Origin of the sequence: Kitasatospora sp. NBC_00240 (assembly GCF_026342405.1) — a bacterium.
In the GTDB taxonomy this organism is placed as follows: Bacteria; Actinomycetota; Actinomycetes; order Streptomycetales; family Streptomycetaceae; genus Kitasatospora.
This window is the reverse complement of sequence record NZ_JAPEMU010000001.1, coordinates 5,704,654-5,718,012: the sequence shown is the minus strand read 5'-3', so window position 1 is coordinate 5,718,012 and position 13,359 is coordinate 5,704,654. Positions and strand designations below refer to the sequence as shown.

Here is a 13,359-nt window from a genome sequence, read left to right as displayed (position 1 = left end):
ACTCAACCCCCACGGCCGGATCATAACTCCCGGGGGTCCGGGAAAAGCGCCAGGGCCCGGCGGCCGCCCAAGGGGCGGACACCGGGCCCTGGCTGCACCCCGGGGACAGGTCCTCGGGGAACGGTCAGACCGTCAAATTACTTGAGGATCTTGGTGACCTGGCCGGCGCCGACGGTACGACCACCCTCACGGATGGCGAACTTGAGGCCCTCCTCCATGGCGATCGGCTGGATCAGCACGACCGTCATGGCGGTGTTGTCGCCCGGCATGACCATCTCGGTGCCCTCGGGGAGGGTCACGACGCCGGTCACGTCCGTGGTACGGAAGTAGAACTGCGGGCGGTAGTTGTTGAAGAAGGGGGTGTGACGGCCACCCTCGTCCTTCGACAGGATGTAGGACTGGGCCTCGAACTCGGTGTGCGGGGTGACCGAACCGGGCTTGATGATGACCTGGCCGCGCTCGACGTCCTCGCGCTTGATGCCACGGAGGAGCAGACCGACGTTCTCACCGGCCTGGCCCTCGTCGAGCAGCTTGCGGAACATCTCGATGCCGGTGACCGTGGTGGTGGTCTTGGTCTCCTTGATGCCGATGATGTCGACAGTCTCGTTGACCTTGAGGATGCCACGCTCGATACGACCGGTGACGACGGTGCCACGACCGGTGATCGTGAAGACGTCCTCGATCGGCATCAGGAACGGGAGCTCGGTGGCGCGGGCCGGGGTCGGGATGAAGTCGTCGACCGCGGACATGAGGCCGAGGAGCTTCTCGCCCCACTCCTTGTCGCCCTCGAGCGCCTTGAGCGCCGAGACGCGCACGACCGGCAGGTCGTCGCCCGGGAAGTCGTACTCGGAGAGCAGCTCGCGGACCTCGAGCTCGACGAGCTCCAGGATCTCCTCGTCGTCCACCATGTCGGCCTTGTTCAGGGCGACGACGATGGAGGGGACGCCGACCTGGCGGGCCAGGAGCACGTGCTCCTTGGTCTGCGGCATCGGGCCGTCGGTGGCGGCGACGACGAGAATCGCACCGTCCATCTGGGCCGCACCGGTGATCATGTTCTTGATGTAGTCCGCGTGACCCGGGCAGTCGACGTGGGCGTAGTGACGCGCCTCGGTCTGGTACTCGACGTGCGCGATCGAGATGGTGATACCGCGCTGCCGCTCCTCCGGCGCCTTGTCGATCTGGTCGAACGGCGTGAAGGGGTTGATCTCCGGGTACGCGTCGTGCAGCACCTTGGTGATCGCCGCGGTAAGGGTCGTCTTACCGTGGTCGATGTGACCGATGGTGCCGATGTTGACGTGGGGCTTCGTCCGCTCGAACTTCGCCTTCGCCACTGCAGTCCTCCTGAGGACAGTTCTGTACGCCGTACGACGTCAGTTGGTCTTTGATCGGGTTTTGGTACGGAGCGCTGGTTTGCGCTCCATGCCGTCCCGCGGGTGGGGGCGGAGACGCCGGCGGGATCATGCGATCCCGCCGGGTATGTCTCCTAATAGCCTAAGGGGTCGTGAACATCCCGATATTCGGGACGTTACTCGCCCTTGGCCTTGGCGATGATGTCGTCCGCCACGTTCCGCGGAACCTCGGCGTACGAGTCGAACTGCATCGAGTAGCTTGCGCGACCAGAGGTCTTGCTGCGCAGGTCACCGACGTAGCCGAACATCTCGGAGAGAGGCACCAGCGCCGAGACGACGCGGGCGCCGTGACGCTCCTCCATGGACTTCATCTGGCCACGGCGAGAGTTGATGTCGCCGATCACATCGCCCAGGTAGTCCTCGGGCGTGGTGACCTCGACGGCCATCATCGGCTCCAGGAGGGCCGGACCGGCCTTCTTGGCGCCTTCCTTGAAGGCCATCGAACCGGCGATCTTGAACGCCAGCTCGGAGGAGTCGACGTCGTGCGAGGCACCGTCGAGCAGCGTCACGCGGACACCCTGGAGCGGGTAGCCGGCGAGGACACCGAACTCCATGGCCTCCTGGCAACCGGCGTCGACCGAGGGGATGTACTCCTTCGGAACGCGGCCACCGGTGACCTTGTTCACGAACTCGTAGCCCTCGCCGGACTCGATCGGCTCGATCGCGATCTGGATCTTCGCGAACTGGCCGGAGCCACCGGTCTGCTTCTTGTGCGTGTAGTCGATGCGCTCGACGGCCTTGCGGATCGTCTCGCGGTACGCGACCTGCGGCTTGCCGACGTTGGCCTCGACCTTGAACTCACGCTTCATACGGTCGACCAGCACCTCGAGGTGCAGCTCGCCCATACCCGCGATGATGGTCTGGCCGGTCTCCTCGTCGGTGTTGACCTGGAAGGACGGGTCCTCCTCGGCCAGCCGCTGGATCGCGGTGCCCAGACGCTCCTGGTCACCCTTCGACTTCGGCTCGATCGCGACGCGGATGACCGGGGCCGGGAAGTCCATGGACTCCAGGATGACCGGGTGCTTCTCGTCGGACAGGGTCTCGCCGGTGGTGGTCTGCTTGAGACCCATGACGGCGACGATGTCGCCGGCGCCCACCGAGTCGATCTCCTCACGCTTGTTCGCGTGCATGCGGTAGATCTTGCCGATGCGCTCCTTGCGGCCCTTCACCGCGTTGAGGACGGCGGTGCCGGCCTCAAGGCGCCCGGAGTAGATCCGGACGAAGGTGAGCTTGCCCAGGTGCGGGTCGGACATGATCTTGAACGCGAGCGCGGCGAGCGGCTCGTCGTCCGAGGCCTTGCGGGAGATCTTGACCGTGTCGTCGCCGGGCTTGGTGCCCTCGATGGACTCGATGTCCAGCGGCGACGGCAGGTACTTGACGACCGCGTCGAGCAGGGGCTGAACGCCCTTGTTCTTGAAGGCGGTACCGCAGAAGATCGGCGTGAAGGCCGAGTCCAGGGTGCCCTTGCGGATCGCGGCGACCAGCAGCTCCTCGGGGACGTCCTCGCCCTCCATGGCGAGTTCCATCACCTCGTCGCTGACGTTCGACACGGTGTCCAGCAGCGCCTCGCGGTACTCCTCGGCCTGCTCCTGCAGGTCGGCCGGGATGTCGACGATGTCGTACATCTCGCCCTTGGCGGCCTCGGCGGACCAGACCAGCGCCTTCATGCGGACCAGGTCCACAACGCCGGCGAAGTCGCCCTCGGCACCGATCGGGAGCTGCATCACCAGCGGGGTGGCGCCGAGGCGGTCCACGATGGTGTCGACGCAGAAGAAGAAGTTCGCGCCCGTGCGGTCCAGCTTGTTGATGAAGCAGATGCGCGGGACGCCGTAGCGGTCAGCCTGCCGCCACACGGTCTCGGACTGGGGCTCGACACCGGCGACACCGTCGAACACCGTGACGGCGCCGTCGAGGACGCGGAGCGAACGCTCCACCTCGACGGTGAAGTCGACGTGACCCGGGGTGTCGATGATGTTGATCGTGTTGTCAACATCGTCGACGGTCCAGTGACAGGTCGTCGCGGCCGACGTGATCGTGATGCCGCGCTCCTGCTCCTGCTCCATCCAGTCCATGGTGGCAGCGCCATCGTGGACCTCACCGATCTTGTACGACACACCGGTGTAGAACAGGATCCGCTCGGTGGTGGTGGTCTTGCCCGCGTCGATGTGCGCCATGATCCCGATGTTGCGGACCCTGGCAAGGTCAAGGGAGGTTGCAGCCATGGTGGCTCGTTCTCTCTCTGTCTAGTGACGGGGTTAGGACTACCAGCGGTAGTGCGCGAAGGCCTTGTTGGACTCGGCCATCTTGTGGGTGTCCTCGCGACGCTTCACGGAAGCGCCCAGGCCGTTGCTGGCGTCGAGGATCTCGTTCATGAGGCGCTCGGTCATGGTCTTCTCGCGACGGGCGCGGGAGTAACCGACCATCCAGCGCAGCGCCAGGGTGGCGGCGCGGCCCGGACGGACCTCGACCGGAACCTGGTACGTCGCGCCACCGACACGGCGGGACTTGACCTCAAGGGCGGGCTTGACGTTCTCAAGCGCGCGCTTCAGGGTGACGACGGGGTCGGCACCGGTCTTCTCACGAACGCCCTCGAGGGCGCCGTAGACGATCCGCTCGGCGGTGGAGCGCTTGCCGTGCAGCAGGATCTTGTTGACCAGCGACGTCACCACAGGGGAGCCGTAAACCGGGTCGATGATGACCGGGCGCTTCGGGGCGGGGCCCTTACGAGGCATTCTTACTTCTCCTTCTTGGCGCCGTAGCGGCTGCGGGCCTGCTTGCGGTTCTTGACACCCTGGGTGTCAAGGGAGCCGCGGATGATCTTGTAACGCACACCCGGCAGGTCCTTCACACGACCGCCACGCACGAGCACGATGGAGTGCTCCTGCAGGTTGTGGCCCTCGCCCGGAATGTAAGCGGTGACCTCGATCCCGCTGGTGAGGCGCACACGGGCGACCTTACGGAGAGCCGAGTTCGGCTTCTTCGGGGTGGTCGTGTACACACGCGTGCAAACGCCACGACGCTGGGGCGAGCCCTTGAGCGCGGGAGTCTTGTTCTTCTCGACCTTGTCCTGCCGGCCCTTTCGGACCAGCTGCTGGATCGTAGGCACCGTTTCTCCGTTTTCTGTGTGCCATCGCTTGGTAGATCTAACCTGCGGTGTTCCCAACGCACACGGCCCCGTGGTCGACCCACGCGGTCGGGTGTGTTGGGCTTCTTCCAGCCCCTCCGTACCGGCTTCGCAGCCGACACGGACGGTGGAGGAATCGCGGAATCCCATGAGCTGATGTGCAGCGACGGCGCTCACGCGCGCGAGGCGCTGGAGAGCGCATCGCCGTGGCGCGGCGGCCGGTGTGCTTGCACGCACAAGGACCCGGGGACACCCCAGGCACAAGGTCAGAGCGTACCTAGCGCATCGGGCGCGGTCAAAACAAATGCGACGGCCCAGGTCATGGCGTCCGTCACGACGGCGGTCCGTCCCTCCAGCGCTATCACACCCACTCCGGATCCGCATCCGGAGCGGGCCGGCGTCAAGCCTCCGGCGCGACCTGGCGCCGCCGGTGCCACGCCGCCGGCCTCAAGCCGCCGGCGCGACCTTGCGCTGGCCCCGGCGGCCGATCGCCCGACCGAGGCCGAGCTGGGAGCCCGCAGGGGTCAGGCTGCGGTCGTCCGCCATCACGAACAGGGTCAGCAGCAGGGCCGCCGCGCCGTAGACCACGATCCAGAGCAGCCAGCTGCCGGGCGGCGACCAGTGGGCGTGCAGGAGGAAGAACGAACCGTCGGTACCCGCCGTGTTGCGCCGCAGGGCCCAGACGAAGCCCGCCATGTTGGCCAGGGACAGCGAGAACGCCGAGAGTGCGACGAGGCGCCGCCAGGGCACGCCGGTGACCGGGGAGCGCTTGACGCAGATGGCCGCCGCCATGATCGGAAGACCCACCGCGAACGGGAGCAGATAGCGGCCCTGCCAGATCATGCCGAGTTGCGGGGCCTGGATCCCCTGCGCCACCACCGGGACCATGATGATGCCGACGAGCGACCCCAGCAGGGCGACCGTCTCGCGGACCCGGGCGAAGCAGAGCGCCAGCATGGCCAGCATCATCACCACCGTGCTCCAGATCAGCAGGGTCGCCGCCGGGGTCGGGGTGTCCAGCCAGCCGAAGTATCCGATCATCTGCCGGATGTAGGTCAGCGAACTGTCGAAGGTCCACCGCGCCGCCTTGAGCGTCGTGAGGTCCGACGGCGTGTCGATCACCGAGTGGTCGGGGTGCAGCGCGGTCCAGGCCAGTGCCGCCGCGCTCGTCGCGCCGAGTGCCAGGGTCCAGAGCCAGGCGGCCCGACGGCGCAGCACCGCGCGCAGCGCCCCGCTCTCCTGGAGCAGCAGACCGCCGATCACGGCTCCGAGGAACCAGATGATGCCCAGCGGCCGGATGCTGATCAGCACGGTGGCGCCTATGCCCAACCGGGCCAGTCTCCTGGTCAGCAGCTTGGGATCGGGGGACATCAGAATCGGCAGGACCGCACTCCAGACCAGGATCCCCGCCGCGATCTCGGCGCCGCTGGGGTTCACCATGCCGATCATGAACAGCGACATGGGGGTGGCGGCCGCGAGCACGCCGAGCACGGTGATCGAGCGTCGGTGCCACTCGGCCGCCGAGACGACCGCGCTGGCCAGCAGTGCCGCACCGATCGCCGCCGACGCCAGCCGCATCAGGTAGAGACCGCTGACCCCGTCGAGGACCCGACTGGTCCAGCCCACCGCCAGGTAGTAGGCCGGGTTGTAGCGGCCCGCTGCCGTGGTGACCTCGGTGATCTGCTTCTCGGAGCTCGCCAGCCCCGGTGCGCAGCCCGCCGAGCGCTCCGGGTGGAACACGTAGCACGAGTTGATCGTCTTGAGGTCCTCGTACCAGGCGGGGAGCTGGACGCCGGTCTCGGCGAAGTTGCCGTCGATGCTGGCCACCCGGTGCGGGACCATCACCTCGGTGCCGCCCAGCTGTCCGCGGGCCACCGCGGCCGCCCGGATGATGTGCGCGTGCTCGTCCGGCGAGGCGCCCATGGGTGTGGAGAGCGAGAATGCGCCGCCCAGCATGAAGAAGAGCACGAAGGACACCACCCACAGACGTCGGGGCGTCTTCATGAGCCGGTCGGCAAGCCGCTTCATGGTGTTCGTCATCTGGAGATGGCCCTCTGGGGAACTCGGAGAAGTCTTGCTGTCGGGAGGGGTGGACCCACCGCCACCGGTCACTGGATCATCGCCACCCAGGCCTGGTCGCCCTCCTTGGTGCAGACGCCGCCCGGAGCGAACTTCGGGCACTTCCCGTCGAGCTTCTGCACGGTGTGCGACACCCAGGGCAGGATCCGGTAGGTGTTCTCCTTGGCCGGCATGTAGCGGTCGGCCATCGAGGAGGAGACGGTGCCGAACAGGAACAGCAGGGCGAACAGCGCGCCGATCACGGCGCCCTGCGGGTTCGGGAAGCCACCACCCAAGATCTTCGTCCCGTCCGTCCCGTCGGCGGCCGCGCCGCGGCGCTCGGCCAGTCGCAGCGAGAGCAGGTGGGCCACCAGTGCACAGAGGATCAGCCCACAGTAGAGCAGCTGGTTGTTGGTACGGGTGTAGAGCTGGACCGTCTGGGTCTCGTACATGTGCGAGGCGATGTACATCCGCATCACCCAGGCGCTGGCGAACATGCAGATGATGGTGACCACCATCGGCTTGCGCAGGCCCAGCCAGAGCGCGACGCCCAGGCAGACGAACATCACCACGGCGAACAGGCCCATGCCGCCGAACTCGCCGGGCAGCGGCCATTCGGTGACCTTGCCGGGCATGTCGGTGCGCCACATCAGGAAGTACGCCGGGTCGGTGAAGTTGTCGAACCGGAAACTGACGTCCTTGGTGGTCTGGCCCTCGGTGAGCAGGGTCACCAGGTAGCGGCCGGCCACCGCGGCGAAGGCCCCCGCGGTGACGGCGACGAACGCGAGTCCGCGCAGCCGGTCGGCCCGCCAGGGGAAGTAGACGAGGGCGGCGACCAGCACGCCGGCCGCGCTCCACAGGAACCAGCCGGAGTAGGTCAGGAACAGCAGCCCGAGCACCGCGCCGAAGCCGGCGCCCTTGAGCAGCAGCAACCGCCAGCCGTCCGTCCCGCTGCGCCTCAGCTGGATGACCATCGCGACCAGCACCGGCACCAGCAGGACCAGCACGGTCTGGCTGTACGGCTTGTAGGCGTCGATCAGCGCGAAGGCGGGCAGGACGCCGAACGCCAGGGCGCGGACCGGGCTCAGCAGCATCCGCCAGGCCAGGTAGACCAGCGGGCCGAAGGCCGCGGCGCCCAGGATCTGGAGGTCCTTGAAGGCGTAGGCGGTGTTTCCGTCGTGGAACCACTGCGCGTAGTACCCGAGGGTGTACAGCGGCGCGGGCGGGTAGACCGGGGAGGGCGAGGGCAGCCCGTGGGCCACCGCCTGCGACCACTCGACGATCCGGCCGCTGTCGCCGTTCAGCCCGAACATCGGCCACGGCGTACCGAGCAGCGCCACCACCGCACCCGCCGCGACGAAGCCGCTGGCCAGCCCGGCTATGGCGGCGCTGGCGAAGCGGGTGACCAGACCGAAGTGGCGTCCGCCACGCAGCCGCATCGCGACCACCGCGGCGGCGACCAGCAGCAGGCCGATCACCGCGAACCGGAGCTGGATCGCGGCCAGGCCGCTCACCTGGGCCAGCCGGTTCAGCGGGTCGAGCTTGAAGCTGCGGGCCAGGTAGGGCAGGACGAGTGCGGCGGCGAAGGCCACCCCCGCCTCGGCCGCCAGGAGGAGCGGCGAGCGCCAGGCCGGGCGCAGGTGGGGCCGGCGGCCGGCGCGGCCTGCTCCGGCGTGCGAGCGGGACGGCGAAGGCGTGCTCGCACTCTCGGTGCTGACTGTCACTGGATTTGAGTCCTCGGTGGTCGATGTCCCGCGAACCGCGGAGTCTGACGCCCCCCTCACCGGGCATCCGGCCGACGGCGAGTGCGGCTGGCTTCTGCGTTGACGCAGCAGTAGCCGCTCCGGGCATCCTAAGGCCTGCCCGTTGACGAGCCTTCGTGGAGGCCCGGCCGCTGCGGAATCGATACCGTCGGTGTGATACCGGACGACCGACCGGTTTCCGTGCCGGGCCCGGCGAGCCGCGGAAGCCGCTCCGAACAGTCGTGGCGGTGCGGCAGGCCGGCCGCAGCCGGTTCAGCCCCCGCTGACCGAGGCGACCAGGCCGAGCAGGATCAGCAGCGACCAGCCCGCCAGCGACAGCCAGCCGATCACCAGGCCGGCGGTGGCCATCCCGTCGCCCTCCTCGTGCCGGGCCCGGATCTGCGACTTGGCGATGTGGCCGCAGACCACCGCCGGCAGCCCGAGCATGCCGCCGGTCGGGATGCAGAGCAGGCCGAGCACCATGGAGGCGACCGCGACACCGTTGGTCGGCCGCTGCATCGGGATCACCGGCGGCGGCAGGAAGGTGGGCGGGACGACCGGCACCGCCGCGCCCATCGGCAGCACCATCGGGCCGGACGGCAGGTCGGCGACGATCTGCGAGAGCTGGCCGTAGGTCTGGGCGCGGTTGGCCGCGTCGAAGCGCTGCGAGTACTCCTCGGCGGAGAGCCGCCCTTCGGCGTACGCGGCCTTGAGCACGTCGACCGTCCGGTCGCGGTCCGTGTGGGCGGCGCGCATGGCGGCCTGCGGGGTCGCGGCGGGCTGCCAGGGCTGGGCGTACGGCTGGGGCTGCTGGTTCGTCGGGGGCTGGGCGTACGGATTGGGCTGCCCGTGCCCGGAGCTCTGCTGACCCCACGGCTGTACGGCCATCCGGCCACCTCCCCGACACCCGGCGCGCTGCGCGCACTCGCTGCTCTCATAGTGCAGGACGAAGGAGCGCCCTGAGTAGTTGCCGTTTTCGACGGGGAGCGCATTCGGATTCCTCCGCGCTCACCCATTTGGCCCAGACACGCCGTATCCCCGGCCTCGGCGGCAGGCCCCGGACGCGGTGGCAGGCTGAGCCGCAGCCCCTCCGCCCGCCGCCCCCACCCTGGAGAAACCCCCATGCAGGCGTCCGCCCCGCCGCCGTCCCCCGAAGCCGCCGTCAGTATCCACAACCTGTGGAAGCGCTTCGGGCGGCAGGCCGCCGTCGCCGGGCTGACCCTCGACCTGCCGGCCGGCGCCTTCGTCGGACTGGTCGGCCCGAACGGCGCGGGCAAGACCACCACCCTCTCGATGACCACCGGCCTGCTGCGCCCGGACGAGGGAACCGTCCTGATCCACGGCGCCGACGTCTGGGCGGACCCGGTCGCCGTCAAGGCCCGGATCGGCATCCTGCCCGAGGGCCTGCGGATGTTCGAGCGGCTCAGCGGGCGCGAACTGCTGCAGTACAACGGACGGCTGCGCGGGCTGCCCGGCGCCGAGGTGGACCGCCGCGCCGAGGAACTGCTCGGCGTCCTCGACCTCGGCGCCGACGCGGACAAGCTGGTCGCCGACTACTCCACCGGCATGCGCAAGAAGATCGGCCTCGCCGCCGCCCTGCTGCACAACCCCGACGTGCTGTTCCTCGACGAGCCCTTCGAAGGCGTCGACCCGGTGTCGGCCCAGACCATCCGCGGAGTGCTCAAGCGGTACGCCGCGGCCGGCAGCACCGTGGTGTTCTCCAGCCATGTGATGGAACTGGTCGAGCAGCTCTGCGACTGGGTGGCGGTGGTCGACGCCGGCCGGGTGATCGCGCACGGCCCGCTGGAGGAGGTCCGCGGCGGGCGCTCGCTGCACGCCGCCTTCCTGGAGCTGATCGGCGTCCGCGAGGACGACGGCCAGGCCCTCGGCTGGCTCGGCGGCGACCGGTGAGCGCCGCGCCGCCGGACGGCCGGCAGGTCGTCCGGGCGCTGGTCTCGCTCAAACTGCGGCTGCTGCGCAACGGACTGCGCCGCAGCCCCGGCCGGGCCGCCCTCTACGTCTTCGGCACCGTGGCCGGCCTGCTGCTGACCACCGGCCTCGCGCTCGGCCTCGCCCTGCTGAACGGGCGGGCCGGGGCCGGCGACGCCGCCGTCATGGTGACCTGCGCCCTGGTCCTCGGCTGGGCCGCGGTGCCGCTCTTCCTCTTCTCCAGCGACGAGAGCGCCGACCCGACCCGGCTCACCATGCTGCCGCTGCGGCCCTGGCCGCTGCTGCGCGGCTCCGCGCTGGCCGCGCTGATCGGCCCCGGCCCCGCCGTCGCCCTGGTGCTGCTCACCGGCGCGGCGCTGGCCGGCGCGCACGGCGCCGCCTCCGCGGTGGCCGCCGTGATCGGCGTGCCGCTCACCGTGGTGAGCGTGGTGACGCTGTCCCGGGCGGTCGCCGCCGGCAACGCCCGGCTGCTGTCCAGCCGGCGCGGCAAGGACTTCGCCATCTTCGGCGGGCTGCTCTTCGCCCTGCTCGTGCAGGTTGCCAACCTCAGCTTCCAGAGCATCCTCGGCAGGCCCGGCGACTCGCTGGACCTCTCCCCCTTCGCCCCGTTCGCCGCGGTGCTGCGGTGGGTGCCGCCGGTCAGCGCGCTGGACGCCGCCCGCACCGCCGGCGAGGGGCACCACGTCCTGGCCCTGCTGCAGCTCGCGGCCGCCGCGGCGCTGCTGGCGCTGCTGCTGCGCTGGTGGCTGGGCAGCCTCCAGCAGCTCATGGTGACCGCCGACGCCTCCACCCTGGAGGTCGCCCGCGGGGTCGGGCAGTCCCGCGGCTGGGGCTTCCTGCCGGCCGGCCGGACCGGCGCGGTGATGCAGCGGCACCTGCGGTACGCCTGGCGCGAGCCGCGGGCCAAGGCCGCGGTGTTCACCAGCATCGGGATGACGCTGGTGGTCTGCGTGCTGTCGCTGATCCAGGGCTGGTCCAGCGTCTACCTGGTGGTGATGGCCGGGATGTTCCTCGGCCTGCAGATGGTCAACCTGTTCGGAATGGACGGCTCCGCCTTCTGGATGGTCGCCGCCACCCTGGTCACCCCCGCCGACGCCCGGGACGAGCTGCGCGGACGGGCCTACGCCGTCCTCCTCTACGCGGTGCCCGTCACCGCACTGCTCGGGCTGGTGCTGGCGACCGCCACCGGCGACTGGGCCGGGTTCGCCCCCGCACTCGGCCTGGCCCTGTCGGTGCTCGGCTGCGCCGTCGGGCTCGGCGCGCTGTTCAGCGTGGTCGTGCCGTACGCCATGCCGGCCGACGGCAACCCGATGCGCAACGCCGCCCCCGGCCAGAGCGGGCTGACCCTGCTCAACACCTTCGGCTCGATGGTCGGCGTGGTGGTGCTGAGCCTCCCGGTCGGCGGCTACCTGCTGTGGGCCCTGGCCGGCGACGGCCCGGCCTGGCCCGTCCTCCTGCTCGGCCCGCTCTACGGCGCCGCGGCCGCGGCGCTCGGGGTCCGGCTGGCCGCCGGGCGACTGCTCGGCCGGCTGCCGGAGATCCTCGCGAAGGCCGTCGAGCGCTGACCGCGGCCCCGCCGCAGCACGGTCACGGCGCCGGTCACGGCGCCGGTCACGGCGCCGGTCACGGCGCCGGTCACGGCGCCGGTCACGGCGCCGGCCGCTGGGCGGCCGGGCGGGTCGGCGCCCGCGCTCCGGCATCATGGCAGGAGGGCCGACCGCCCCGGACACCGTACGCAGCGAAAGCAGATTCACCGTGGGCAAGCGCAGGCAGCAGCAGGACTCCGGGCCGGACGAGGCCGTCGGCGGGCTGCTGGAGCAGGCGGTCCACCGGGTGGTGGCCGCGCCCGCGGAGGGGCTGGACCTCGCGCTGGACACCGGCGCCTCGATGCTGGCCGCCGCCCCCGGGCAGTGGCCCGCGGTGAGCCGGGCGCTGCTGCGGTACGCGGACACGGCCGTCGGACGCTGCTGGTCCGCGGGCTGGCGCCCGGCCGACCTGGCCCGGGTGGTGCGGCGGGAGCTGAAGCCGGTGCACCTGGCGCTCGCCGTCGACCTGATCGCCGCCGAAGGGCGCCGGCACCCGGCGGCCGCCCTCGACCGGCGCTGGCACGAGCAGCTGCGGGAGCTCGCCGCCGAGGTGTGGTGGGCCGGCGACGAGAGCTATCTCACGGATTTCGCCGAGCGCCACCGGCTGGACCGCTTCGCGCTGGCCACCGTCGCACTGGAACTGCTCCGGACCTGGGGGCACCTGCCGCCCGTCCAGCCGGTCGGCCCGGTGCCCGGCCAGGCCCCGCGGGCCGAGCGGCCGAGCGGACCGGTCACCGGCGAGCCCCGGATGCTGTCCCGGATCCGGGCACTGCTCGCCAAGGCCGAGTCCACCGAGTACCCGGAGGAGGCCGAGGCGCTGACCGCCAAGGCCCAGCAGCTGATGGCGCAACACAGCATCGACGAGGCCCTGCTCGCCGTCACCGCCGCCGCCGCGGACACCCCGGCGGCACTGCGGATCGGCGTCGACAGCCCGTACGAGGTCCCCAAGACGATGCTGCTGGACGCGGTGGCCGCCGCCAACCGCTGCCGGGTGGTCTGGGCGAAGGAGTTCGGCTTCTGCACCATCGTCGGCTTCGACGCCGACCTGGACGGCGTCGAACTGCTCTACACCTCGTTGCTGGTGCAGGCCACCGCGGCGATGCACAAGGCGGGCAGCCGCCAGCACCTCGACGGCGCCTCCCGGACCAAGGCCTTCCGGCAGTCCTTCCTGGTCGCCTACGCGGCCCGGATCCGGGAGCGGCTGACCACCGCGGCCGAGCAGGCCACCCAGGACGCGGCCGCCGGCCGGCACCTGCGCGAGGACGGCACCGCCGAGCAGCTGACGCCCGACGAGCGGCTGCTGCCGGCACTGGCCGCACGGGAGCAGGCGGTGGATGCGACGATCGGTCGGATGTTCCCGAAGCTGACCTCGCAGCGCGTCCGGGTGAGCGACGGCGAGGGATGGGCGGCCGGCCGGGCCGCCGCCGACCGTGCCGCACTGCACGGGCGGGCCGGGGCCATCCGGCGCTGAACGGCGAAGCTGCGGGCGA

General features: G+C 70.6%; 10 protein-coding genes. 3 read left to right on the top strand and 7 right to left on the bottom strand.

The features are described from left to right. Positions 1–137: 137 nt before the first annotated feature. The 7 genes from tuf to OG689_RS24295 all read right to left on the bottom strand — a co-directional run bounded on the left by tuf (position 138) and on the right by OG689_RS24295 (position 9,221). Positions 138–1,331: an elongation factor Tu gene (tuf, locus tag OG689_RS24325; protein WP_266323018.1), complete on the bottom strand. Its 1,194-nt coding sequence runs from the start codon at positions 1,329–1,331 to the stop codon at positions 138–140. Between the two features lie 194 nt (positions 1,332–1,525). Further along, entirely contained in the window at positions 1,526–3,631 is a 2,106-nt protein-coding gene (gene fusA / locus OG689_RS24320) for an elongation factor G (RefSeq protein ID WP_266323017.1), read from the bottom strand. A 39-nt stretch (positions 3,632–3,670) separates the two neighbouring features. Beyond that, positions 3,671–4,141, bottom strand: coding sequence for a 30S ribosomal protein S7 (gene rpsG, locus OG689_RS24315; protein WP_073924319.1), 471 nt, complete (start codon positions 4,139–4,141; stop codon positions 3,671–3,673). Positions 4,142–4,143: 2 nt separating this feature from the next. Beyond that, on the bottom strand, positions 4,144–4,515 hold the full coding sequence (gene rpsL / locus OG689_RS24310; RefSeq protein ID WP_014144289.1) for a 30S ribosomal protein S12: 372 nt from the start codon (positions 4,513–4,515) through the stop codon (positions 4,144–4,146). Between the two features lie 465 nt (positions 4,516–4,980). Next, a complete protein-coding gene (locus tag OG689_RS24305; RefSeq protein ID WP_266323016.1) occupies positions 4,981–6,573 on the bottom strand; it encodes a DUF2142 domain-containing protein in 1,593 nt (530 codons plus the stop codon). Positions 6,574–6,641: 68 nt separating this feature from the next. Then, positions 6,642–8,315 carry a hypothetical protein gene (locus tag OG689_RS24300; RefSeq protein ID WP_266323015.1) on the bottom strand — a complete coding sequence of 558 codons (1,674 nt, stop codon included), beginning with the start codon at positions 8,313–8,315 and terminating at the stop codon, positions 6,642–6,644. 291 nt (positions 8,316–8,606) lie between these two features. After that, the gene (locus OG689_RS24295) at positions 8,607–9,221 is read right to left on the bottom strand and encodes a DUF1707 and DUF4190 domain-containing protein (RefSeq protein WP_323189324.1); all 615 of its coding nucleotides are present in this window, start codon (positions 9,219–9,221) and stop codon (positions 8,607–8,609) included. 234 nt (positions 9,222–9,455) lie between these two features. Here OG689_RS24295 and OG689_RS24290 point away from each other — a divergent pair, with 234 nt between their 5' ends. The 3 genes from OG689_RS24290 to OG689_RS24280 all read left to right on the top strand — a co-directional run bounded on the left by OG689_RS24290 (position 9,456) and on the right by OG689_RS24280 (position 13,340). Next, entirely contained in the window at positions 9,456–10,244 is a 789-nt protein-coding gene (locus tag OG689_RS24290; RefSeq protein ID WP_266323014.1) for an ABC transporter ATP-binding protein, read from the top strand. After that, a complete protein-coding gene (locus tag OG689_RS24285) occupies positions 10,241–11,848 on the top strand; it encodes a transporter (RefSeq protein WP_266323013.1) in 1,608 nt (535 codons plus the stop codon). The genes OG689_RS24290 and OG689_RS24285 overlap by 4 nt, the downstream gene beginning before the upstream one ends. A 190-nt stretch (positions 11,849–12,038) precedes the next feature. Further along, a complete protein-coding gene (locus OG689_RS24280) occupies positions 12,039–13,340 on the top strand; it encodes a DUF2786 domain-containing protein (protein ID WP_266323012.1) in 1,302 nt (433 codons plus the stop codon). Positions 13,341–13,359: the final 19 nt, after the last annotated feature.

Excerpts from the sequence above, each read along its gene's own strand:
- fusA (WP_266323017.1), bottom strand. The coding sequence starts at position 3,631 with ATGGCTGCAACCTCCCTTGACCTTGCCAGGGTCCGCAACATCGGGATC.
- rpsG (WP_073924319.1), bottom strand. The coding sequence starts at position 4,141 with ATGCCTCGTAAGGGCCCCGCCCCGAAGCGCCCGGTCATCATCGACCCG.
- OG689_RS24305 (WP_266323016.1), bottom strand. The coding sequence starts at position 6,573 with ATGACGAACACCATGAAGCGGCTTGCCGACCGGCTCATGAAGACGCCC.
- OG689_RS24295 (WP_323189324.1), bottom strand. The coding sequence starts at position 9,221 with ATGGCCGTACAGCCGTGGGGTCAGCAGAGCTCCGGGCACGGGCAGCCC.
- OG689_RS24290 (WP_266323014.1), top strand. The coding sequence starts at position 9,456 with ATGCAGGCGTCCGCCCCGCCGCCGTCCCCCGAAGCCGCCGTCAGTATC.